Origin of the sequence: Arthrobacter cryoconiti (genome assembly GCF_020905375.1) — a bacterium.
Classification (GTDB): domain Bacteria; phylum Actinomycetota; class Actinomycetes; order Actinomycetales; family Micrococcaceae; genus Specibacter; species Specibacter cryoconiti.
This window is the reverse complement of record NZ_JAJJBU010000038.1, coordinates 1-22,232: the sequence shown is the minus strand read 5'-3', so window position 1 is coordinate 22,232 and position 22,232 is coordinate 1. Positions and strand designations below refer to the sequence as shown.

Sequence of the window (22,232 nt, the reverse complement as noted above, 5' to 3'; positions counted from 1 at the left end):
ATGAAGAAGCTAATCCAACCCGCCGCCATTTTGACTGCTGCATTGATCGCTCTAGGTTCTTTGGCCTCTTGCGGATCCACCTCGCCGCAGAATCCGCCCAGCGCATCAACGTCAGCGGCCACTGTCCTTCCCATCGCAAGCAACCCCATGGCGACGTCGGGCACGAAGCCAGGACTCACCATTTCAGATGCACTTGCAGAAAATAACGTAGATCCCCAATCCAAGGCACCCGTTCCGGACAGGTTACAGTTCACCCTCGCGAACACTACCGCAGCGGCCATGACGGGTTTAGATGTGTACTACACGATGAAGGACGTCACTACCGGTAAAACTGAGTCCTATTACCAAAAGCTCGACGGTCTCACGCTCGCTCCAGGACAAAAGCAGACCATCTACTTCGACAACGTGTCCGCGCCCAATCACTATCCCGAAAATAAATACAGTCTCTATCGGAGTTCAACCAACCAAGTCAGCATCAGAGTTATTGCAGACGCCACTGGCTATGCCACGGCAACGGGAACAGCCACAAAATCTCCTGGAACGGGAGAAAAACTGGACTAAGCCAGCCCGTGGAGTTTGAGGATGACCCAACTGTCACAACTTACGCACGCATAATGTTTCCCCAGACCTTCCAAGGGAAGCCGGGTAAAATTCCAAAAAGGCCGCAGACGAAGAGTGGACAGTGATGAGCACGATTATCGCAGCAGTTTTGCAGGTTACTCCCGTAGCGGCCTACCTGCTCATTACTGCACTCGTCTTCGCTGAGGATGCATTGTTCGTTGGGTTTGTCCTTCCCGGGGAAACGGCAGCGATCCTTGGCGGCGTCCTAGCCAGCCAGCACCACTTGGAGCTTTGGTTGATCACCCTTTTGGTTGTTCTGGCCGCCATCTTGGGCGACACCGTCGGCTACGAAGTCGGAAGGCGTTTTGGCCCCCGGCTGCTCAATCTTCGGCTGTTACGAAAACGACGGAAAAAACTCGATCACGCACGTGATTTCTTGGCGAGACGCGGTGGCGCCGCAGTCTTTCTAGGACGGTTCACTGCCTTTTTTAGAGCCGTCATGCCAGCGTTGGCGGGTTTGTCTCATATGCCATATAGGCGCTTTCTACTCTTTAATGCTGCAGGGGGCATGATCTGGGGTAGCGCAGCCGTTCTAATCGGCTACTTTGCTGGCAACGCCTATCTCGGCATAGCAAAAAGCATTGGGCATACAGTCACTTTTGCTCTCCTCGGATTGGTCCTGGTGGCGCTTGTGATTTGGCGCTTGAGAAAGAAGCACAATGCGCGCAAGGAACATGTCTCTGGAGCCAACATTGCCAAGCCGTACAAAGTAGCCTTTGAACAAGAGTCCAGTCCCTGAATCCAAGAAGGGCTTATCGTCTTTGCCCGCAGAACTCTAATCTTTCACTCAGGACTGTCCAAGAATACGCAAAGAAACCCCGTGAAGAATGCGTACGTAGAGAGTTTGTCATTGCGAAGACAGGAGTGGACCCATGGGCGCACAAATCAGTGGCAAGCAGTGGGCGACTCGCATCACCACGGTAGTTGCTGCCAGCAGCATGACTGCAGCAGGCGTAGCGGTGTTGGCGGTTCAGCCGACCATTCCTGTCCATGCAACTACAACTTCTAACACGAGCCCTGATCCAGGTACTTCGCCGAGTCAAGCTTCCGTGCCAACTCAACCCCAAGACAATGGTTATTCTCCCGATGGCAGCGCGGTACAGCCTGGCAATGGAGGGGCAATCAATGCTCACTCCTCAGGTTCCTAAGATGAGCGGTCAGTCCTCGTGGACTGCATGGGGTATAAAAGTATCCCTCACGGTTACCGATCCGGCATTAGTGCGTGCCTCTGAGAAACTTGTCCGCGTAGTTATTGAAGAGATAGATGAAGCGTGCAGCGGATTCCGTGCAGATTCGGAACTGGCGAGAATCAGGCCGCAACTTTCACAGGGGGCGCGCATCAGCCCGCAACTGAGCGTGCTGATCGTTAGCGCACTGAACGCCGCTCAATGGAGTGACGGAGATGTGGACCCGACTTTGGGTAATGAACTCAGAGCCCTTGGTTACGATCGCGACATCTCCGAAGTCACTATCTACTCGCCCGCCCTCACTGAGCGGAGCGATGACGCAGCTGTCGCCGCCATTTCGTCGCGGACTACTGTGCCGGTCGCTGCCTTTTCGCGCATCCCCGGGTGGTCGCGGGTTCGCTTTGAAGAGGGGATCCTGACGGTGCCAGAGGATCTTCTCCTCGATTTAGGGGCCACGGCCAAAGCCGTAGCAGCCGATCAGGCCGCCGCGCGGGTGTTTGCCGCCTTGGGCTGCGGAGCATTGGTGTCTTTAGGGGGTGACATCGCGACGTCCGGACCTGCACCTGAGGGTGGCTGGCAAGTCCTCGTTCAGGACCTTGCAGCGGATCCGTGGCAGCAGGTCACGCTGGGGGCCGGCTTTGCCGTGGCGACCTCGAGCACCCAGAAGCGTAGGTGGCAGCGCGCGGGAACGTCAGTCCATCACATTCTTGATCCCCGCTTTGGGTTGCCCGCAGAATCCATCTGGCGTTCCGTCACGGTGGCGGCCCCCTCCTGCTTGCGGGCGAATGTCTACAGCACCGCTGGCATAGTTCGCGGCTTCGCAGCGGTGGAGTGGTTCCAACACGATGGAGTTGCGGCACGTCTGATCGATCAGCAAGGAAGAGTTGTTACGACTGGGGACTGGCCCCAAGACGAACAGGGCAGTGGTTTAGCATGCTCTGGAGCCCGGTCCTGTGGATAACACCCTGTGGGCCTTGGGACGCGTGAGCGGAATCGTCTCGCTGATCCTCTTTACCGGCACCGTCGTGTTGGGGATACTCACACGCTCGGGCAGGCCGCTGCTCAGCATCCCACGGTATTCGTTGACCCTGATCCATCGCAACTTTGCATTGTTGGCCACAATTTTTCTGGCCCTCCACGTGGGGACCCTGGTACTGGACTCCTTCGCGAAGCTCACTGTGGCCGACGTCGTCGTGCCCTTCTTAGGGTCCTACCGGCCGTTTTGGCAAGGACTCGGCACGGTGGCTTTCGATCTGGTGGTTGCGGTAGTGGTGACCAGCCTCTTACGGCGCCGCATTGGCGTGCGGGCGTTTCGCGCAGTGCACTGGTTTACGTATGCCATGTGGCCTATCGCGTTGGCCCACGCCCTCGGTAACGGCACAGATGGGACCAGCAAGTTCTTCCTCATGCTGGCCATTTGCTCACTAATCAGCGTAGGTGCCGCCCTGGTGTGGCGTTTTTCAACGAACTTCCTTGAAACAGCAAAAACCCGCCAGGAGGAATTGCAATGACGAGCCTGGCTGCACAAATGCCAGGCCTTGGGGATCACCGGGGACTTCGCGGGACGTACCGTCTATTTGCTGCTGGCAACAACGCCGATATAAGCGCACATGTTCAGGCGTTTGGTCCGTTGCCCGCCTCCGGCATCGAAGGGGACTTCATCGACGTGCTGGAATCCGCAGGTTTAACTGGGCGTGGCGGAGCAGCATTTGCCTCGTGGCGGAAGATCGCTGCTGCTGGGGCCGCCGCCCGTTCCAGAGCAATCATGGCGACTAAACCGGTGGTGATCGCGAATGGCGCTGAGGGCGAGCCTCTGAGTTTCAAGGACAAAACGCTCCTTGCCCATGCCCCGCATGTGGTGATCGACGGGCTGCTTTGCGCAGCGCGCGCAGTCGCCGGAGGGCAGATGTTCATGTACGTGAGCGCACCGAGCATTCCGGCCGTAAAACGCGCCCTGGCCGAAAGGACGGACGCTCGCAACATCAAAATAGTCGCAGCCAGTGAGACCTTCATATCCGGTGAGGCCAGCGCCGTTGTGAACAGCATTGCCAACGGTAAGGCGCTGCCACTAGAGCGCCGAAGAAGGCTTAGCGATTCGGGGTTTAAAGGCCGCCCGACGCTTGTGTTTAATGTGGAAACGCTGGCTCACATGGCCTTGATCGCCCGCTTCGGCGCCGCCTGGTTCCGTTGCGTAGGCACGGAACGGGATCCCGGCACACGACTTCTCTCCATTTCTGGCCCAATTAGTGGACAGATACTAGAAGTCGCAGGGGATGTGAGTCTTGAAGACGTGCTGACTCAATCCGGAATCGACGTTTCCACCGTCGGAGCCCTCCTAGTGGGAGGCTATCACGGGCGGTGGGTGCGTCGGCTGGACTACAGACTGGCTCCCACAGGGACTGAAAGTCATACTGTCAGGCCCGGTGCCGGAGTGGTGCATGTTCTTCTTCACTCACAGTGCGGACTCGAGGCCACTGCGCAGATCGTGAGCTACTTGGCCACGCAGTCGGCAAAACAGTGCGGCCCCTGCATGTTCGGTCTTCCGGCGATGGCCAGAGTCATGAATGCCATTGCCTATGGCGACCGTGATCCACGACTACTGCTGGAACTGGTCCGGCTAAGTGACGTGGTTACTGGCCGCGGTGCTTGTCACCACCCGGATGGGACGGCTGAACTTGTAAGAAGCGCCCTGGACCAATTTTCTGAAGATGTGGACGCGCACTTGTCGGGGACCTGCCTGAAAACAAAAGGACGACGTTCATGAGAGAGGTACTGCACATCGACTGGACACGGTGCGACGGCCGGGGGCTGTGCACTGAGCTCCTGCCAACGCTGCTGGGCCGCGACGACTGGGGATATCCGTTAGCGATGCAAGCCGCTGGTGGGGACCCCAGCAACGTGGTGATCGATTTTCAACACTCCGAAGCCGCAGCAGACGCGGTGAAGCTGTGCCCAAAAATGGCACTGGCCCTCGCCTACGAGGCGGACCAGGCAGACGAAACATGGTGAACATGGTGAGCATGAGAAGCGCTTTGTCGGAGCTGCAAACGCCCAGATAAATAGTCCACGGATCTTGGGGGTGTGGAAAACTTCCTGCATGATTCTGGCGGCGAGCCTAGACTCTGAGCATGATCCGGCCACGCTAAGCGGAGGGAGTTGGCCATGGGCGGGCACGCCGTGAACGAAACAGGCTCCGTAAAAGGGCGTACCGCCAACTTCCACAGGGACCGGGCTGCCCAGAAGAACACAGCGGGCCCATCTTCCACGGCAAATCCGATGCGTAAGCTGTTGATGGCCGCGGCCGCGTTGTTTGTGCTCCTGCTCATCGCTGTAGCTGGCTGGTTGCACGCCAGCGGCAGATGGCCTTTCGAGCCAGATGCCGGGCCGCCTCCAACGGTGACTACGCCGGTCCCCGGGCTCGGCCAGCCTGTGTTTCGCGTGGGCACTGCCACCGCATTGGCTGCCCTGGCTACCCTGCCCGTGAAAGGCCGGGCTCCGGCTACCGGGTACGAGCGAAGCGTCTTTGGCGAAGCATGGCTGGATGTCGATACGAACGGCTGCGACACCCGCAATGACATCTTGCGCCGCGACCTCAAGGAACTGCGCTATGTCATCGGGTCGTTGTGCCTGATTCAGGGCGGAACCATGCACGAGCCCTATACAGGCCACGATCTCACGTTCACGCGTGGCGGGCAGTCAAGTGCGGCGTTGCAGATAGATCACGTGGTGGCTTTGGGCAACGCGTGGGTCACAGGAGCGCAAAAACTCACGGAGATCCAGCGTCAAAGTCTCGCCAATGACCCGCTGAATCTACTGGCTGTGGACGGTCCAGCCAACCAGGAGAAGTCGGACGCAGACGCCGCCACGTGGCTGCCGCCCAACAAGAGCTTTCGCTGTCGATATGTGGCCCGGCAGATTTCGGTCAAGGTGGCGTACCAGCTGTGGGTCACCAAGGATGAACACGACGCCATGGAAAGAATTCTCAGTGCATGCCCGGAAGAGAAGATTCTCGCCTCTGGCTATGCGCCATAAGGGACCTGCCAGGGTGGTTGCTACTTCATGGACGTGCCGATTTCCGTCAAAGACAAATCTGGGTGGTTCTTTTCTACCCGCCGCATGGCCCAAATATCGTTGAACAGCGCGAGGAATTCTCCGTCACTGCGCTCCAGCACTTCAGCGCCATGGACAGTGTTCAACGTGGCTGCAGCGTCCGCCGTCGTCAATCTTGCGAGAGAGTATGACAAGCGTTCCAAGCGCATGGGGGCGTTGAAGTCATGGTGCATACGGTCTTCAACCACCTCGAACTGCATGGGGCCAACGGCGGCGAGCACCGGTGCCTGGTCCCCGCGCAGATCCGAGCGCAGCACCTGGATGACGCCTTCGTGTTCGAGCTGTTCGATCCCGCGACGGAACTGCTTGTATTTGCTGGGGTCCTTGGAGCGCGCCACCTGGAAATGCTCGGGTGCGAAGAGCGGGATGGCAGGGTACTCAACGGCGTCCTGCACGAACAAACTATCTCCCACGCGCAATGCAGAGGCATTGACCAGGCCGACGACGTCGCCAGGGAACGCGGTGTCGATCACCTCTCGCTCACGGCCAAACACCTGTTGGGCGTATTTGGTGGCAAAGGATTTCCCAGTGCGGCCCTGGGTGACCACCATGCCGCGCTCAAACATGCCCGAGCAGACACGGATGAACGCCACGTGGTCACGGTGTGCTTGATTCATGCCTGCCTGAACCTTGAAAACGAAGCCGGAGAATGGCGCATCCACGGGACGGGTCCCGCCGGTGACATCGTGACGGGGCGCAGCCGGGGGCGCGTAGTCCACCAAGGCGTCGAGGATTTGCTTGACCCCAAAGTTCAAAGCGGCGGAGGAAAACAAGAGTGGAGTGGCTTTACCAGCGTAGAACGCTTCGAGGTCCAGTGGCGCGTCAGGATCGACCACTAGTGAGGCCTCGTCAATGGAATCTTGCCAGGCAATACCCTCAGACACGGCGGCTGCCTCGGGGGTGAGGTACTCCGTCAGCGCAATGTGGGCGCCAGCGCTGTTGCGGGAAAACTTGGCAAATTCTTTACGCTGGATATCCCAGACGCCGCGGAAATCACCGGCGATGCCGATGGCCCACGTCAACGGCATGGGTCGCAGTCCGGTGCGTTCGGTGATTTCATCCATCAGTTCCAAGGGATCTAGCCCTGGACGGTCCCACTTGTTGATGACGGTGATGATGGGAAGATTGCGCTGGCGGCAGACTTCAAAAAGCTTCATGGTCTGGGTTTCCAGGCCTTTACCAGCGTCTACCAGCATCACTGCGCAATCAACAGCCGCCAGCACCCGGTAGGTGTCCTCGGAGAAGTCAGCGTGGCCAGGAGTATCCAGCAAGTTGATGACGGTATCCCGGTAGGAGAATTGCAGGGCAGCGGAACTGATGGAGATGCCACGGTCCTTTTCCATCTGCTGCCAGTCGGAGACTGTGTCCTTCCGGTTTGATTTGCCGTTGGTGGCGCCAGCGGTACCAATAACCTTCGCGTGCAGCGCTAGAGCTTCCGTCAGCGTTGACTTGCCGGCATCCGGGTGTGAGATGACGGCGAAAGTGCGACGGCGGCCGGCTTGGCCGGGAATGTCGGTAGCGTGGACGGGGGACTGGGCCGTGTGGGACACAGGACTACTTTCTTACCGGGGTGGGAAGTTCAAGGTTGGCGGGTGCATGGGCTCGAAGCGCGGGCGGAATTGCCAACTCTTCAGTTTAGCGCAGTGCGGTACCGGTGCCAGTTCGAAGGACTTAGTGGGGCAGGCGTAGGAAGGCTGTGCCTACCTGCCAGATCCCGCCGGCCTCGATGCGCCCGAGCACCAACTGCTGGAGGGCCGTAGTACGGGGGAGCAGATCCAAGTGTTCCATGCTGCGGGTGCGGAAGGTGAAGTACACGGCGTCAGTCGCCTCATCGCGGGGTGCCCCGTACGGCGTGAAGAGGGCCGCAAAACGGGCAATGTTGGATTCCGGATCAATATGTTCGGCCAAATAGGGATCTAGCAGCCACGACTCACAGTTTGCGGTGGTGAGCGGGTGTTCGGGGAAGTGGGCGGCAAAGAAACGCCGCGCCTGCGCCAGACTTTCAGTGACCAAATGCATCCCGAGTCCGCCACCTTCTGGGATGTGGATCCCCAGCACCCATTCGTCCGCCTCAACGCCCGGAATATCGGTAGAGGGCTGGTGGAGCATGTATTGCAAACGGCCCAATTGGAAGATGCGGCCAGCAAAGTGGTGACTGAGCCACTTATATGTGTCCATGCCGAAACGGCCGTGTACGCGTCGGTTGATGCGCAAATGCCGGCCAAAATCGGCCAGTGTGTCGCGGGTGACGGCGTCCGGAATATCCCTTTCCGCATGCCACTGCTGCAGCGCGGGGACAAAGCGAATCATTGCTTCCAGCCACTGGATTTCCGTGGCGGGAGTCCCGTCGACGTCTACATCGGGCGTGGGCGAATCTGAGGGATTGCCCAACGCTGCCAGTAAGTAATCCTGAACGGCGGAGGCGGCCGGACTGATTTGTGCCTCCAACAGTTCAAGGCACGAGGCCCGGTCTTCCTCGCCAACGTCCAGATAGTCAAAGATGGTCTCCGGGCTCAACGCTGTGCTGGGAATCATAGTTCTAGTTTAGCGAACACATGGAGTTGTCACTTTTTTGGCTTTTTCACGAACAGAGTTTCCGCCTGTTCCAAGGACATTCCGTTGGTTTCCGGGACCTTAGTCAGGACAAAGAAGAACGACGCCGCCGCGAACAGGGCGTACATGCCATAAGTGAGGGGCAGGGATGCTGCCGCCATGATGGGGAAGGTTAGAGTGATCAAGAAGTTGGCGATCCACTGAGCCGCAGCAGCCAGACCCAATGCCCGGGCGCGGATGCGAGACGGGAAGATTTCACCAAGAAGTACCCACACCAGTGGGCCCCAGGACGCGCCGAAGCTGATGACAAAGACGTTTGCTGCAACCAGGGCGACTGGTCCCCAAGCGCCGGGCAAACTGATGTCATTCCCGGAACCTGTGGATGAGGCGAAGGCCAGTGCCATGGTTCCCAGGGAAACTGCCATTCCAATGGAACCGGTGAGCAGGATGGGCCGGCGGCCGATCCTATCCACTAAGGCGATGGCTACCAAGGTGACGAGGATATTGACGATCGCCGTGACGACGGAGATGGTCAGAGAATCGCTTTCTTGGAAGCCCACGGCCTTCCACAGCGTGGTGGAGTAATAGAAGATGACGTTAATGCCAACAAACTGCTGGAGTACGGAGAGGATGATGCCAATCCAGACCACAGGCATCAGACCAAAACGACTTCCTCGCAGTGATCCTTTCCGGGCAGCTAAGGAATCAGCTTTGACGGCGTCCTTGATGTCGCGAACGCTTCGATCCGGATCCTCATTCGGCGCGATCGATTGAAATATCTCCCTGGCCTGATCCTCCTTGCCCTTCAAAACCAGGAAGCGGGGGGACTCCGGGAGCACAAAGGCGATCCATCCGTAGGCAATGGCCGGAACGACTCCGGCCAGGAACATCCAGCGCCAGGCAGGAAGTCCAAGCCACAGCTCATTGAGTGCACCGCCTGCGGCATTGGAGAACAGAGCATCTGAGAGCAGGGCAGCGAAGATACCAACAGTGATGGCAAGTTGTTGCAGCGAAGCCAGCCGGCCACGGTGACGCCGGGGGGAAATCTCAGAAATGTACGCCGGTGCAATGACGGAAGCCAGGCCAATGCCCAGTCCGCCTACTAGACGCCAGAAGATCAGGTCAACCACGGAAAACGCTAGCCCGGTTCCCAGTGCACTGACGAGAAAGAGAGCAGCGCCAAGCTTCATGGCTGGCAGTCGTCCCTTGGCATCGGCGATTCGCCCGGCAAGGTAGGCGCCTAGTGCGCACCCGAGCAAGGCGACGGCGATGGTGAAACCAGTCAGGGCCTCTCCGAGACCGAAATTCTTGGAGATGGCGTCAACTGCGCCGTTGACTACCGAGGAATCAAAGCCGAAGAGAAAACCTCCCACTGCGCCGGCGATAGCCAGGCCTATCACTTTCCGGGATATCCCCGGTACGGCGCCTTCTGCTGTGGGGTCGAGCTTGGACATACATTCCCCTTCGCGACCGCATTGAGCTCAATGTGGCCTTTTCAAAATCATTCGGAGCAGTTCATGGCGCCAGCGATCAAAATCCGTAGTGCCACGCTACTCCTGTTGGTGTCCACATGTTCTTCAACGTGGCTTTTCAGGAGGAAAACTTGCCAGCTAAGGATTGTTAGTGGCCGAATGGGTCCGGATCAACGCCGGGCATCCACGTGAGACCCGGCACGCCCCAGCCCAGTTCCTTTTTCGCCCGTTTCGCTTTGCGGGCATAGCGGTCGTTGAGTCGGTCCACATACAACTTGCCGTCCAGGTGGTCGTATTCGTGCTGCATGCATCGGGCAAACCAGCCTGTGGCCTCAAAATCAAGGGGATTGCCGTCGGCATCAAACCCTCGCACATGCACCCAATCGGCGCGCTTGAGTGGGAAATCAATTCCTGGAACTGAGAGACACCCTTCGACTTCGTCATCGGGGTCAGGGGTTTTGCCTGAAATTTTGCCCACGGTCAGGGTGGGGTTCACCAGGACGCCTTGGCTGGGAACGCCGTCGTCGTTCTCCATCCGGTACGTGAAGACGCGCAAGCCAACACCGATCTGAGGTGCCGCAAGACCTACACCGTTGGCGGCATCCATGGTCTGGTACATGTCCGTCACGAGGGTGGCTAGCGAGGCATCAAAGCTCGTTACCTCATCGGCGCGCCGATGTAGCACGGGCTCGCCCAGAATGGTCACGGGGAGGATCGTCATAGTGGGTCCTTGTCCGGTTCTCTGCCGGGTTGCTAACGCTCCGGGAATGAAAAACACCCCGGTCCAATGACCGGGGTGTTTCGTGTTTTCGATGAAACACCAAGGGGTGAGATACGGGGGTTGAACCCGCGACCTCCTGGACCACAACCAGGCGCTCTGCCAACTGAGCTAATCCCACCATGCGTTACCGTCGGGCAAGTCCCGCGAAAGGGCGGGCTTTGCGCTTTGGGCAACGACGACTAGTCTACCCGGTTGATCGAGTGCTCGTGACCAAAAAACAGAAAAACACATTTTTTGTGAGATAGATCGCTTTGAGATGCCGGGTGGCTCGTGAGGTTGGGCGAAAATTACTCGGTGAAGGAGGCTGCGATTTTTTTGGCGGTGGCGGAATCGGGGCCTGGTGCTGGCACGAAAACCGCCTTCCGGTAGTACTTGAGTTCTGTGATGCTGTCCTTGATGTCTCCGAGTGCGCGGTGACCGCCGGTTTTGGCGGGGGACTGGAAATAGGAGCGGGCGTACCAGCGTCGGGCCAACTCTTTGATAGTGGAGACATCGATCACGCGGTAGTGCAGGTGTTCCACCAATTCGGGCATGTCCCGGGCAAGGAATACTTTGTCGGTGCCGATGGAGTTTCCTGCCAAGGGGGCCTTATTTGGTTGCGGGACGTGCGCTCTGATGTAGTCAAGCACTTGCGTCTGCGCATCTTCCATGGTGGTCCCGCCGTCGAGTTCCTCAAGGAGTCCGGACGTGGTGTGCATGTTGCGCACAAAGTCGCCCATCTGGGCCAAAGCTTCCGCGGACGGCTTGATCACAACGTCCACGCCCTCACCGAGAATGTTCAGCTCAGAGTCCGTCACGAGCACTGCCACCTCGATCAGGGCATCGTTGACGGCGTCTAGGCCTGTCATCTCACAATCAATCCACACAATGCGTTCATTAGTAATAGGCACCCGTCCAATGTACCGCGAACAGGCATCTCCCACTCTGCGCTGGTAAAATCTTAAGACCACCGTTTGTGTGGCAATGACTCACCATCCAAAAGGGGATCCCCATCAGTTCGACGCCGGCCGGAGACTGCCCGTGAGCGCCCTACCGCGCGCCGCGGCTTCAGTGGTGGTTAAGGGTTACCGTCCTTGGATAGCTTTGCTTGAAGGCTTCGTGGGCTCATTGTTTGTCTTGGTGGGCTCCGTCGGTGTTGGTTGGATCGCCAATGGCTCACCGATGATCCGCCACCCTCTGGTCATTGCCCTGCGGACGCAGGGCAATGGCGTCATGATCTCCACAATCCTGCTCACTCTCGGTGTCATGGTTTTATTGCGGTCCTGGCTGCGGCTGGGCCAACGGCTCGCCGGATGGGGGCCTGGTTCCTTGGGCCAAGTGGTGCGGGCCATTTGTCTGTGGGGCGCTCCACTGATCTTGACGGTGCCCATTTTTTCCCGCGACGTCTATGCCTACACCGGCCAGGGACGGCTCATGGCGGAAAACATGAATCCCTATGTGCAAGGAATCTCTGCGCTCAATAACTGGTTCATGCTGGGCACCGACCCGTCCTGGGCCGAAAATAGGACCCCCTACGGGCCCCTATTTTTGTGGCTCAGCCGTGGCGTGGTGGGTCTAACGGGGGCGCAACCGGATTATTCGGTCCTGCTTTTCCGCCTGCTCGCGTGTGTGGGCGTTGCCTTGTGCGTTTACTATCTGCCCAAATTGGCCCAACTGCACGGTATTAACGGCGCTAGGGCGTTATGGCTGACCGCAGCCAACCCACTATTCTTGATTTCCTTCATCGCCAGTGCTCACAATGATGCCCTCATGGTCGGTTTGGCTGTTGCCGGTACCTACTTCGCGGCGGTGAAACGGCCGCTGTTGGGCATAGTTCTCGTTACGGCATCCATCGCCGTCAAACCCATCACGATCGTCCTCTTGCCTTTCATCGGATTGCTATGGGCTGGTTCAAAGGCTGGCTGGGGACGGAAATTTGCGTGTTGGGCAGCCACCTTGGGCATCAGTACGGCATTACTCTTTTTGGGTGGATTGCCGCACGGACTTGGATTCGGCTGGACTTGGGCACTACTGGATGGCACTCCGGGTTACACCGGCTATTCGCCGTCTGGCTTCGGCGGCCAGATGGTCGGGGGATTTGCCAGCGCAGTGGGTCTGGATGGGAGCTTCGTGGAGTCAGGGTTCAGGACTCTGCTGACGGTTGCCAGCATGTTCCTCGCGGCGTGGTTGGTCCTCTTTGGTGACCCAAAACGGGTGGTGCGGCGTATGGCGTACGCCTTTGCCGCCGTCGTCCTTCTGGCACCGATCATCCAGCCCTGGTACGTGCTCTGGTTCCTGCCGTTTCTGGCAGCCACAGGCATCCGGAACAACTGGCAGGTCAAGGTTCTCTACGTGGTGGTGGGCTTCTTCGTTGTCTTCGGCGCCCAGGACCAGGTGTTTGTGTGGAATTTTGTGAGCCTGCCAGTGCCTGCACGGGCGCTGTCGTACGGGGTGGCGCTGGGTGCGGTGGCGTACTTGCTACTCCTGGACGTCCACACCCGCAAACTGCTTTTCAATCGCCGAAAGGGCTAACGCGTTCCCGCTCTGCGAGCAAGCTCTACGGTGCGCCGCGCAGACCATATAAGCAGCGTCACCAGGAGCACGTTGCGGATGCTCAGCACTGCCGCCATGATGGGGTTGGCGTGAATCAGGGGTGTGTAGAACAGCGGGTAGATCACAAACGTGGTGACCGCGATCCCCATGAGCAAGGTGGCCGGAATTTTCCAACGTTCCCAATTGTGAACCAGCCCGGCAATAACCACAGGGGCAAGCCAGATGATGAACTGTGGGGAGCCCACTTTGTTGAAGACAATGAATGCTGTGACCATCAGCAAAGAGCCTTCCAACAGCAGTTCTTCGCGTTCTGCTCCGCGACGAAGCGCCCAAAGCATGATCAGGGTTCCCGCTACGGCAGCAATGATGAGCAACGGCTGCATGAGTGTTGCGGCTAGTGCAGCTCCGGGTCCGTAAACTTCCGTGGAGTTGATGGCTACGTTATCCGCGATTTTAGAGCCGCCAATACCGAACACGCTTAACCAGACCCACGGTGTAGAAAATGTCGCTTCAAGCTGCATGCCCCGCTCGCCCTGATTAACGGCAAAGTCAAACAAGTGTTCCCCGGCGCCGGAGAACAGCGTGAAACCGGCCACGAGTGCGCTAACAACTATGCCTGCAAGTAGTACGTGCATCCTTCGCGCGCTGGTGACGAGCAACGGCAGCACGACGGCGGCTGGCCAGACTTTGATCCAGGTCGCCACAGATAGCAATACGGCGGCCACGGCGGGGCGCTGAGCCGCGTACAGCAGGGCGATCAGCACTATGGAAGTGGTAATGCCTTCCACTCGGGCGAAGCTGAGGTAGCCCATGAAAACTGTAAAGAAGAGCCAGAACCAGGCGGGGGCCACGCCGCGCTGGGCCCGGGGCTCGCGAAGGAGGAACCAGATGCCCACGGCGTTCAGCGCCGTAATAATGAGCATCCAGCCCAGCAGATACAACGATGACCCCAACAGGTTGGCGGCAAAAATGGGGATCTGGGCAAGCACCGGGTAAACCCACGGGCTGATGGCGTCCCCCAGGATAGCTGGGTTGTAGCCTAGCTGTGCCCACTCCCGGTACTGCTCGGTGTCACTAAAGGTGTTGCCGTGGATGAAGAAAGAGAACATCCAGGCCATGAAATACAGGTGAAGGGCGGCAAAGCCCCACCAGACGCTGGCACGGGTCTGGAACCACGACACCGCGTTGGGGGGAAGGACACGGTTCCGCAGCGCTGTGGCGGAGGTGAGGAACCGGTCAAAAACGGGGGTTGAAATCTTAGGACTCCTCAACGGTGGAGGGCGCAATTACCTGCGCAGCAGCTGGCTGCGCGTCATTGGGTTCCTCGGCAGCTAAAAGCCCTTTGGTGGGTGAGCCTGTGGTTGGGTTTGTCTCCCGCCCAGTGAGGACCAACTGCCTGACAGCCCAGATGAACAGGACTACGAGCAGCAGATTTCGCAAGGTCAGCACGCCAGCCATGATGGGGTTGTTGTGTGAAAGTGCGTCGTAAAACAGCGGATAAATCAGAAAAGTCAGCGCACCGATGGCGATGAGCATGGTGGCTGGAACACGCCACTTCTTCCAATCATGCGTTAGCCCCACGGCGACAGCGGGGGACAGCCAGACCATGAACTGGGGCGAGCCGACCTTATTGAAGACAACGAATGCGGTGGCCAATGCCAGGGCGCCCAGGAGAAGTAGTCCAGTGCGGTCAGGGCCGCCGGTGCGTTTACCGGTGTGTAATGCCCAGAAGATCAGGCCAGCCACCAAGAGTGCGGCGACAATCAGCAGCGGCTGCATCAAGACACTCATCAGTTCCGTGCCGGGTCCGTCGACCTGCATTGAGTTGATGTTTTGGTTCATGTACATGTGGGACCCACCCAGGCCCAGCACGCTCATCCATAGCCACGGAGTTGTGAAAGTGGCCTCAAGCTGCATGCCACGGTCACCTTGTTGGAGCAAGAAGTCCAGCAGCTTCGGTAGTGAATTCATGGACAGGGCCAGAACCACCACGAGGGCGGTGGCCAGTACACCTGCCAGCACCACCCGGACCCTTTGCTTCACCACGGTAAAAAGGGCGAGCACGATCGCGGCCGGCCAGACTTTTACCCACGTTGCTGTGCTGAGGATGAAGGAGACCAAGAACGGCTGTGCCACACCCAAGGAGAGGGCGATCAGCACCACGGGAGCGGTGAACCCATCCACGCGGGCGAAGCCAAGCCAGCCCAAGATGGCTGTGAAGGAGATCCACCAGAGCGCTGCCGGGATTGCCTGGGGCTTGCGTCCCCAGCTGGTGAGCTTTGCTACCGCCAAAAAATTCAGCGCGGAAATCATCAGGACCCAGAGGAAAAAGAAAGGACCGTTGCCAAAAATATGGGCCACGGCCATTGGAATCAAAGCCAAAATGGGGTAAACCCACGGGCTGGGACCCGTGATCTTCGTCTCGTCGAAGCCTACGTCTGCCCAAATGCGGTAAATGACGGTGTCGCTGAAGGCTTCTCCGCGCAAAGAAAGTATGGCGGAGAAAATGAGGAAGAAGAGATGGACGCCAGCGAAGACGGTCCACAGGCCGCGAGGGGTTTTCAACCAGGCTTGGGCCGGTGCCGGCAGGAGGTGGTCCCTGAAACGGGCGAGCGCGGCAAAGAATGTGTCCGTGGAGATGGTTGGGTCCTTCTCAAGCGAGGGTGGGTAGAATGCCAAGGACAGAGTCCTTGCGCTTTACACATATTAGCGCAGCCGCGAATCCAGCCTCGTGTGGCTGACCCCCAGAAGGGTCACGGCAAAAACTCTGATGACTGCCAGAGATCAGGAGTATGTGCTTGAGCAGCTCGGATGTTGCCCAGCGCGAGACGAGGAGCCAGGTGTCAACTAAGGTACCCGCTCGTTATTCTGGTGCCCAAAAGGCTGTGTGGCAAGGATTCGCCGGATCTGTCCTGTTACTTTTAGGGTCCTTCGGCGTTGGTTGGCTTGCCAGCAGTTCCTCGCTCATCCGAACACCATTGTTCATCGTGGCTCGAACCACTCCCGCGGCAGTCATCATCACCACAGTGATGCTATGCATCGGTGCGTTGCTGATGCTCCGAGCCTGGCTGCGGTTGCGTCAGCATCTGGGCGCCTGGGATGGCACGGCGCGCCCGATCTTGCGCAAGGCATTGATTTTGTGGGCAGCGCCGATGATGTTGGCCTTGCCACTATTTAGCCGTGACTCCTACGCCTACATTGGTCAGGGCCGACTGATGCAACAGGGTCTGAATCCTTATACAAATGGTATTTCGGCCCTGAGCAACTACTTCTTCCTTGGCTCGGACACCCTGTGGACGGAAGCTCCTACGCCCTACGGACCGGTGTGGCTCTGGCTGGAGCAAGGCGCCGTCGCACTGTCCAACGGTAGCCCTGAGCTGGCCTTGATCCCGTTCCGGCTGGCGAGTTTGCTGGGCGTGGTTTTACTATTTGTCTACATTCCCAAACTCGCAGCCCGGCATGGCCTGAATCCGGATCGGACGCTGTGGCTAGTTGTCCTAAATCCGGTATTGCTGATCAATTTCATCGCCAGCGTCCATAACGACTCCCTCATGCTGGGGCTAGTGGTAGCTGGGATCTACTATGCGTCAGCGAAACGTCCTATTCTGGGGATCGTTCTAGTCACGCTGTCCATCGCGATTAAGCCCATCACCTTAATCGCCTTGCCGTTCGTTGGATTGCTGTGGGCCGGTTCCCGTGCCGGCTGGAGCAAGAAGTTTCTGTTGTGGGGTGCGACCTTGGTTATCTCCATGGGACTGATGGCTGCCATGGGCATGGTCAATGGATTGGGCTTTGGTTGGCTGGCCGCGCTCCAGACTCCAGGGGCGGTATGGATTTGGTACGCACCGGTGGGGTTGTTCTCTCACGCGGTGGGCTTCGCAGTGTCGATGTTCGGTGGTTCAGGCGCCGGCGTGACAGCTGTTTTGCAGGGAATCTGTCAGGGGGCGTCTATTCTGCTGGTGGTTGCCTTGGCGCTGGCCAGGATACGTCCAGTACGGAAAATAAGTACAGTACAGGGCGGCTCCGGAGCGCGGGAGGGTTCCCTCGGCGTTGCTGTGGCAAATTCCACTTCGGAGCCGTTCAGCGATTCTCACTCTGGCGCCTACAGCCAGCTCGTCCTTCGCCGGATGGCGTGGGCCTTTGCCGCTGTGGTTCTCTTGGCTCCCATGATCCAGCCCTGGTACATGCTGTGGCTCTTGGCGTTCTTTGCCATGACCGGCATCAAAGATGGCGTTGCGTTGCGCGGCGTGTACTACCTGAGCGTGTTCTTTACCTTGATCGCACTTACAGACCAGCTGAGCATCTTTCAGTGGATCCCTGTGATAGCTGTGCGTGCCGTGGCGATCGGAGTCGGAGTTTTCGGGGCGGTGTGGATCATCTTTTGGGACCGAAAGACCCGCGTGCTTTTCAGCCCGTCACGCGCCAGGCTGGACGCTCTTTCCGATTCCAGCACTGAGGCTCTAGACAATTCACCTAAATCAGGTGTTTGAGAGCCTCACGGTACGTCAGCGAGCTGATTGCATTCTTGTGGCGCGCCACGAAGTCCAGTACCCAGCCGGGATCAGTTCTGGCATATTGCCGCAGAGCCCACCCGCTGGCTTTGCGGATAAAGAATTGCGGATCTGCCAAATTGGGGACTAATAGTTCCTCCAACAAGGCGGTGTTTGTGGCAGTCTTCGCCGCAAGTTGAGCAATGATGGACGCGCGACGAAACCACATATTCGTGTGCTGGCTCCAAGCCAGCAGTAGCGGTTCCATGGTGGCGGGGTGCGCCAAAAGTAGTTCGCACAGGCGGGGCGCTATGGAATCCACGTAGTCCCACCACTGGCCCTCTTCGATCACAGTGGTATAAAACGGCAGCAACTCTATTTCCCCGCGACACACGGGTGAGTCCGTCAACATGATGGCTGCATAGCGTTCCTCACGGTACTGCGCTTCGGCCCATAGCTTGAGGGTCGTAGCACTCATCTGGGCTGCGCCGGTAAAGGGATGTTCCTTGGCGAGAGTGCGGACAGTAGCGCGCACCATGGGGGAGGGGACGCCAAGGAAAGGCGTGGCGGATTTCATGTAAGCCGCCATGCCCGCTGCTTTCGCTGGTAGGGCAACCGCCCGCAAGGCGGCAGGCAGCGCGGCAAGAAACGGCATATTGGCTTGAACGTGGTCCGCAATCATCATCAACAGCGTAGCCGCCCCAAAGGGGTGCTAGGTGTTCACACGTGGAGCGGCTCACTCCATGACGACTGTTTGTAGTTAGCCGCAAGGGTGAAACTGCATTCCTTCGCGTCGAGTGCGGAGTTTCGAATGCCCGGCGTCGAGTGCCGGAAGGCGTGATCTGGAAGGCGTGATCTGGAAGGCGCATGCCACAAGTCATTGGCCAAAGGCACAAAGGTGTCCGGAAACCGGGTCTTCTACGGACGCGCTAGATCTTGCTGGGCTCGTGTAATGCGCTTACATTGTCGGCGACATGTTCGGGCCTAGGTCAGCGGTAAGCCCGAATGTGCCGAGGGCCGGTTACCGTCCGATCGTGTTGAGTTCAGCGATGTCGCTGACGGCGAACCGGAGCCCAGCGCCGGCAATGTTCTCGCGCAGGTGCGCGGGCGATGAGGTGCCGGGAATCAGCAGGATGTTGGGTGAGCGCTGCAGCAGCCATGAGAGAGCGACGGACATCGGTGTGGTGTCCAGTCGTGATGCGACCGCGGAGAGTGCAGCGGATTGGAGTGGGCTGAAGCCACCGAGGGGGAAGAAGGGCACGTAGGCGATTCCCTGTGTGTTGAGCAAGTCGATCAGTTCGTCGTCCTGGCGGAAGGCGAGGTTGTACATGTTCTGTACGCTGACGATCGGCGCGATGTCCATGGCTTCCGCCACCTGTTCCGGGGTGGCGTTACTGACGCCGAGGTGGCGGATCAGTCCCTGTTCTTGCATGTCCACGAGGGCTTGGAACGATTCGGCTATCGATCCCGCCACGGTGCCCTCGGCGTTACCGAGGCGAAGGTTGACGAGTCCCAGTGTGTTCAGGCCAAGGGATTCGAGGTTTTCGCCGATCTGCTTCCGCAGTTGGTCGGGCTCACGGGCTGTTGGCCAGCCGCCCTGGTCGTCGCGGTTTCCACCGACTTTCGTGACGATATTCAGCCGGACTGGATACGGGTGCAGTGCCTCCTTGATGATCTCGTTAGTGATGCGTGGACCGTAGGCGTCGCTCGTATCAATGTGGGTGATTCCGAGCTCGACGGCGTCACGGAGAACTGCAAGTGCCGCACTTCGATCTGCCGGCGGACCCATGACCCAGGGACCAGCGAGCTGCATGGCACCGTATCCGAAACGGGAGACGGTGAGGTCGCCAAGGTTCCAGGTGCCTCCGGGAAGCGTGGGGGAGAGATTTGTCATGAAGATGCCTTTCACACGAAACTGGGGATGGTGCCGACGGCTCCTTAGACGAGTATGGGGTAGTAGCTTCCGGTTCGGAAGTACGCACTTCGAAGTGCGTTAGTCACCCACCGAGTGAGACGAGGAATCAATGGCAACCCTGACGGCATCCGAGAAGAGAGCCCAGAGCAAGGCAAAGTACAACGCGTTTCTTGCGGTGTGTCCGAGTCAGAAGCTACTGGACCGGATCTCTGCCAAGTGGGTGACATTGATTCTGGCTGCTCTGGGCAGCGGCCCCGACTGCACGGGTGTGCCGACGGCGATGCGCTATTCAGAGCTTTCGCGCACCCTGGCTGGCGTCAGCCCAAAGATGCTTACCCAGACGCTGCGGTCGTTGGAGGCCGATGGGCTTGTCTCCCGGACTGCGGTGCCGACCGTGCCGGTCACGGTGACTTACGAGCTGACCGAGCTAGGGATCTCGTTGCAGCAGACCATTCGAGGCCTGAAATCGTGGGCCGAGGCGCATATGAACGAAGTTCTCACTAACCGCCAGAGAAGCCTTGACTGACCGCCCAATCGTTTGAGGTCGGCAATCGTGCCTAGCGGCGCGCCAAATAGTTCGGCAACTCACAGACGGTCCGTGTCAGGAGTAATGATCACTTGGCGGTTTGGTCGCGCGTGTGCGGTGCAGTATTGCCCGGTTTGAGCCCATCGGTGACTCAGTCCGCTTTGAATGGCGGGATCGTGGAGGGAGTATCCGATGCATAGCTTTGAGTGAGCTCATCAGGAATCATTTGTGTAATCCTCAGGAGCGTTTTGGTTCGGCTGCCCTGCGTTGTCCGCGTTCAATTGCCCGGTAGATGGTGGATCGGCTGATGGAGAATAGTTCGGCCATTTCGGCCATGGTGTATTTTCCTTCACCGTGCAGTTCCAGGAGGTGGGTTTCTTGTTTCACTGTGAGTTTTGGCTGTTTTCCACGGAGCCGTCCATTGGCTTTAGCGACTTTCATTCCCTCGCGGGTGCGCATGCTGATGAGGTCGGATTCGAACTCGGCGATCATCGCCAGAACGTTGAATAGAAGTTTGCCCATTGGGTCGGTTGGGTCATGGACGGAACCACCAATGCTGAGTTTGACTTTGCGGTTAGCGAGGTCGTCAGCAATTTCGTGTGCGTCCCGGACGGAACGGGCCAGGCGGTCAAGCTTGGTAACGACGAAGGTATCTCCGGCCCGGCAGGCGGCGAGGGCTTCGCGAAGTCCGGCGCGATTCTTGTTCCTACCAGTAAAACCGTGATCAACATAGACGCGTTCTGGCTCAACACCGAGGGCTACCAGGGCATCACGCTGCGCGGTGAGGTCTTGCTCCTCCGTAGACACGCGGGCGTAGCCGACCAGGATCTTAGGCATGTATATCAGTGTGTCATAAAAGGCCCCGTCACCGGTCAAGCCATCGAACACCCTATACGGAACAGTCGACCGCCAAAGATTGCAACGAAGCACTTCAGAGGCGGGCGTGTCCGGTGGGGGACCGGCTTACGGGACACTGCTCGCGGTCGCGCTGTTATAGGTTTGGGTCTGAGTCTCGTAACTCCTTGATCCATGGCTCGGCTCGCTCCGTGACTCCACGCCAGCCATTGCAGTACTCCTGCTCGACCCCGAAATGATCGATCATCTTGTCCAAGACGAGTCTGCACGTGGCGAAGAGCATCCCCGCGTACGGGAGAAGAACATCTCGCTTGTGGACAAATCGGAGTCCTTCATTGAGGTCAGATGCGATGAACATTGACACCGCGGCAGTCTCCCCATGTGCTACCCCTGAGAGCTGTGAGTAGAATGTTCGGCCAGGAGAGCCAGGAGAACTTTCGTTGAGCAAATCCGATGTTAGCCCCGTCACGTTCACCTGGTCTGGTTTGCTGAGCCCCAGCTGCACCACCAAATCTTTGACCCCTTCAAGGTAGGCCTTGCCGTCCACCTTCGTTCCGTCGTGGTAGGCAAATTCGCTGTGTTTCACCGAATTGCCTAGTTCTAGGGTTGCGAGACTCACGTGTCGCCGTAAGAGGTCGCTGGCAGAATTGGCGTCGAGAAGGTAGTTGGCTTTGCCGAGTGCTTCCACTGAGCCTCGGGTCAAAGTCGCCAGCGGCATGATGTGGCGTTTGGTTTTGAGCAGCGGCACGAATGCTCTCATATGGTCGAGTGCAGCGAAGGTGTAGAGTCCCATCGCGAGGTGAGCATGACGTTTGTGCGAGCTGTCTTTCGGAGTCGACTGACTTACGATGTCCTCCAGGAACTGGAGGGCCGCGGACTCCGCCCCTGGGGGTCGGCCGACTGACAGGTGCGTCAAACGCTCTGCCTCGGGCACGATGCCGATGACGATCTGCCTCATTAGTGTGAGGTCGCGGGTAGACAGTGGCTCCGAGCGTGGGTCATTGGGCATACCCAGATGCTAAGACGCGCACGGCACACCGAACCACCCTTACGACGTATATGACGTTTCAATATCGGATCCGCATTCGCGCCCCATGCGGTCCGTAGCCGTTCCCAAGCTGACCAGTGAATGTTCTGAGCCACACTGAGGTGTGTCAAGGATCTGGGACAGTTCGTTTTGTTTTTACGGG

22 protein-coding genes and 1 tRNA gene are annotated in these 22,232 nt (G+C 58.5%); 11 read left to right on the top strand and 12 right to left on the bottom strand.

Annotated elements, in window-relative coordinates:
- From LOH53_RS16225 to LOH53_RS16190, 8 genes are all read left to right on the top strand, one after another.
- Entirely contained in the window at nt 1–561 is a 561-nt protein-coding gene (locus LOH53_RS16225; RefSeq protein WP_230068802.1) for a hypothetical protein, read from the top strand.
- 124 nt (nt 562–685) lie between these two features.
- Nucleotides 686–1,360, top strand: coding sequence for a DedA family protein (locus LOH53_RS16220; protein ID WP_230068801.1), 675 nt, complete (start codon nt 686–688; stop codon nt 1,358–1,360).
- A gap of 133 nt (nt 1,361–1,493) precedes the next feature.
- Nucleotides 1,494–1,769 (top strand): hypothetical protein, encoded by a 276-nt coding sequence (locus tag LOH53_RS16215; protein WP_230068800.1) that lies wholly within the window; start codon nt 1,494–1,496, stop codon nt 1,767–1,769.
- A 1-nt stretch (nt 1,770) separates the two neighbouring features.
- Entirely contained in the window at nt 1,771–2,769 is a 999-nt protein-coding gene (locus LOH53_RS16210) for an FAD:protein FMN transferase (RefSeq protein WP_230068799.1), read from the top strand.
- The gene (locus LOH53_RS16205) at nt 2,762–3,319 is read left to right on the top strand and encodes a ferric reductase-like transmembrane domain-containing protein (protein ID WP_230068798.1); all 558 of its coding nucleotides are present in this window, start codon (nt 2,762–2,764) and stop codon (nt 3,317–3,319) included. Before LOH53_RS16210 ends, LOH53_RS16205 begins: the two co-directional genes overlap by 8 nt.
- Nucleotides 3,316–4,572, top strand: a complete 1,257-nt coding sequence (locus tag LOH53_RS16200) for an NADH-ubiquinone oxidoreductase-F iron-sulfur binding region domain-containing protein (RefSeq protein ID WP_230068797.1) — start codon at nt 3,316–3,318, stop codon at nt 4,570–4,572. Before LOH53_RS16205 ends, LOH53_RS16200 begins: the two co-directional genes overlap by 4 nt.
- The gene (locus tag LOH53_RS16195; protein WP_230068796.1) at nt 4,569–4,817 is read left to right on the top strand and encodes a ferredoxin; all 249 of its coding nucleotides are present in this window, start codon (nt 4,569–4,571) and stop codon (nt 4,815–4,817) included. The genes LOH53_RS16200 and LOH53_RS16195 overlap by 4 nt, the downstream gene beginning before the upstream one ends.
- A 153-nt stretch (nt 4,818–4,970) precedes the next feature.
- Nucleotides 4,971–5,840, top strand: a complete 870-nt coding sequence (locus LOH53_RS16190) for an HNH endonuclease family protein (RefSeq protein WP_230068795.1) — start codon at nt 4,971–4,973, stop codon at nt 5,838–5,840.
- Between the two features lie 20 nt (nt 5,841–5,860).
- Here the strand turns inward: LOH53_RS16190 and LOH53_RS16185 are convergent, their stop codons facing one another.
- From LOH53_RS16185 to orn, 6 genes are all read right to left on the bottom strand, one after another.
- Entirely contained in the window at nt 5,861–7,468 is a 1,608-nt protein-coding gene (locus LOH53_RS16185) for a peptide chain release factor 3 (protein ID WP_230068794.1), read from the bottom strand.
- Nucleotides 7,469–7,589: 121 nt separating this feature from the next.
- Nucleotides 7,590–8,453 (bottom strand): acyltransferase domain-containing protein, encoded by an 864-nt coding sequence (locus tag LOH53_RS16180; protein WP_230068793.1) that lies wholly within the window; start codon nt 8,451–8,453, stop codon nt 7,590–7,592.
- 29 nt (nt 8,454–8,482) lie between these two features.
- Entirely contained in the window at nt 8,483–9,925 is a 1,443-nt protein-coding gene (locus LOH53_RS16175) for a sugar porter family MFS transporter (RefSeq protein ID WP_230068792.1), read from the bottom strand.
- 166 nt (nt 9,926–10,091) lie between these two features.
- Complete coding sequence (def, locus tag LOH53_RS16170) at nt 10,092–10,664, bottom strand: peptide deformylase (protein ID WP_230068791.1); 573 nt, start codon at nt 10,662–10,664, stop codon at nt 10,092–10,094.
- A gap of 105 nt (nt 10,665–10,769) precedes the next feature.
- Nucleotides 10,770–10,842 (bottom strand) — tRNA-His (locus tag LOH53_RS16165).
- Between the two features lie 169 nt (nt 10,843–11,011).
- Nucleotides 11,012–11,614: an oligoribonuclease gene (orn, locus tag LOH53_RS16160; protein ID WP_230068790.1), complete on the bottom strand. Its 603-nt coding sequence runs from the start codon at nt 11,612–11,614 to the stop codon at nt 11,012–11,014.
- A 73-nt stretch (nt 11,615–11,687) separates the two neighbouring features.
- Between orn and mptB (LOH53_RS16155) the strand changes: the two genes are divergently transcribed.
- Nucleotides 11,688–13,235, top strand: a complete 1,548-nt coding sequence (mptB, locus tag LOH53_RS16155; protein WP_230068789.1) for a polyprenol phosphomannose-dependent alpha 1,6 mannosyltransferase MptB — start codon at nt 11,688–11,690, stop codon at nt 13,233–13,235.
- On the opposite strand, the gene LOH53_RS16150 is transcribed toward mptB (LOH53_RS16155), so the two are convergent.
- Together LOH53_RS16150 and LOH53_RS16145 are read right to left on the bottom strand one after the other, a co-directional pair.
- Entirely contained in the window at nt 13,232–14,437 is a 1,206-nt protein-coding gene (locus tag LOH53_RS16150; protein ID WP_230068813.1) for a glycosyltransferase 87 family protein, read from the bottom strand. The two genes, mptB (LOH53_RS16155) and LOH53_RS16150, sit on opposite strands and share 4 nt — an antisense overlap.
- Before the next feature lie 76 nt (nt 14,438–14,513).
- On the bottom strand, nt 14,514–15,935 hold the full coding sequence (locus LOH53_RS16145; RefSeq protein WP_230068788.1) for a glycosyltransferase family 87 protein: 1,422 nt from the start codon (nt 15,933–15,935) through the stop codon (nt 14,514–14,516).
- Nucleotides 15,936–16,054: 119 nt separating this feature from the next.
- On the opposite strand from LOH53_RS16145, the gene mptB (LOH53_RS16140) reads away from it, so the two are divergent.
- Nucleotides 16,055–17,746, top strand: coding sequence for a polyprenol phosphomannose-dependent alpha 1,6 mannosyltransferase MptB (mptB, locus tag LOH53_RS16140; protein WP_230068787.1), 1,692 nt, complete (start codon nt 16,055–16,057; stop codon nt 17,744–17,746).
- Here the strand turns inward: mptB (LOH53_RS16140) and LOH53_RS16135 are convergent.
- Entirely contained in the window at nt 17,730–18,428 is a 699-nt protein-coding gene (locus LOH53_RS16135; protein WP_230068786.1) for a DNA alkylation repair protein, read from the bottom strand. The genes mptB (LOH53_RS16140) and LOH53_RS16135 overlap by 17 nt on opposite strands.
- A gap of 339 nt (nt 18,429–18,767) precedes the next feature.
- Nucleotides 18,768–19,640 (bottom strand): oxidoreductase, encoded by an 873-nt coding sequence (locus LOH53_RS16130; RefSeq protein ID WP_230068785.1) that lies wholly within the window; start codon nt 19,638–19,640, stop codon nt 18,768–18,770.
- 130 nt (nt 19,641–19,770) lie between these two features.
- Between LOH53_RS16130 and LOH53_RS16125 the strand changes: the two genes are divergently transcribed.
- Nucleotides 19,771–20,187 carry a winged helix-turn-helix transcriptional regulator gene (locus tag LOH53_RS16125; protein ID WP_230068784.1) on the top strand — a complete coding sequence of 139 codons (417 nt, stop codon included), beginning with the start codon at nt 19,771–19,773 and terminating at the stop codon, nt 20,185–20,187.
- Nucleotides 20,188–20,424: 237 nt separating this feature from the next.
- Here the strand turns inward: LOH53_RS16125 and LOH53_RS16120 are convergent, their stop codons facing one another.
- Nucleotides 20,425–21,024 (bottom strand): recombinase family protein, encoded by a 600-nt coding sequence (locus tag LOH53_RS16120; protein WP_230068783.1) that lies wholly within the window; start codon nt 21,022–21,024, stop codon nt 20,425–20,427.
- 154 nt (nt 21,025–21,178) lie between these two features.
- On the bottom strand, nt 21,179–22,051 hold the full coding sequence (locus LOH53_RS16115) for a hypothetical protein (protein ID WP_230068782.1): 873 nt from the start codon (nt 22,049–22,051) through the stop codon (nt 21,179–21,181).
- Between the last annotated feature and the right edge of the window lie 181 nt (nt 22,052–22,232).

Bases quoted from the DNA above. Each gene is read 5' to 3' on its own strand.
- LOH53_RS16225 (WP_230068802.1), top strand. From the start codon at position 1: ATGAAGAAGCTAATCCAACCCGCCGCCATTTTGACTGCTGCATTGATC.
- LOH53_RS16220 (WP_230068801.1), top strand. From the start codon at position 686: ATGAGCACGATTATCGCAGCAGTTTTGCAGGTTACTCCCGTAGCGGCC.
- LOH53_RS16215 (WP_230068800.1), top strand. From the start codon at position 1,494: ATGGGCGCACAAATCAGTGGCAAGCAGTGGGCGACTCGCATCACCACG.
- LOH53_RS16210 (WP_230068799.1), top strand. From the start codon at position 1,771: ATGAGCGGTCAGTCCTCGTGGACTGCATGGGGTATAAAAGTATCCCTC.
- LOH53_RS16200 (WP_230068797.1), top strand. From the start codon at position 3,316: ATGACGAGCCTGGCTGCACAAATGCCAGGCCTTGGGGATCACCGGGGA.
- LOH53_RS16195 (WP_230068796.1), top strand. From the start codon at position 4,569: ATGAGAGAGGTACTGCACATCGACTGGACACGGTGCGACGGCCGGGGG.
- LOH53_RS16190 (WP_230068795.1), top strand. From the start codon at position 4,971: ATGGGCGGGCACGCCGTGAACGAAACAGGCTCCGTAAAAGGGCGTACC.
- LOH53_RS16180 (WP_230068793.1), bottom strand. From the start codon at position 8,453: ATGATTCCCAGCACAGCGTTGAGCCCGGAGACCATCTTTGACTATCTG.
- LOH53_RS16175 (WP_230068792.1), bottom strand. From the start codon at position 9,925: ATGTCCAAGCTCGACCCCACAGCAGAAGGCGCCGTACCGGGGATATCC.
- def (WP_230068791.1), bottom strand. From the start codon at position 10,664: ATGACGATCCTCCCCGTGACCATTCTGGGCGAGCCCGTGCTACATCGG.
- mptB (WP_230068789.1), top strand. From the start codon at position 11,688: ATGACTCACCATCCAAAAGGGGATCCCCATCAGTTCGACGCCGGCCGG.
- LOH53_RS16135 (WP_230068786.1), bottom strand. From the start codon at position 18,428: ATGATTGCGGACCACGTTCAAGCCAATATGCCGTTTCTTGCCGCGCTG.
- LOH53_RS16130 (WP_230068785.1), bottom strand. From the start codon at position 19,640: ATGACAAATCTCTCCCCCACGCTTCCCGGAGGCACCTGGAACCTTGGC.
- LOH53_RS16125 (WP_230068784.1), top strand. From the start codon at position 19,771: ATGGCAACCCTGACGGCATCCGAGAAGAGAGCCCAGAGCAAGGCAAAG.
- LOH53_RS16120 (WP_230068783.1), bottom strand. From the start codon at position 21,024: ATGCCTAAGATCCTGGTCGGCTACGCCCGCGTGTCTACGGAGGAGCAA.
- LOH53_RS16115 (WP_230068782.1), bottom strand. From the start codon at position 22,051: ATGCCCAATGACCCACGCTCGGAGCCACTGTCTACCCGCGACCTCACA.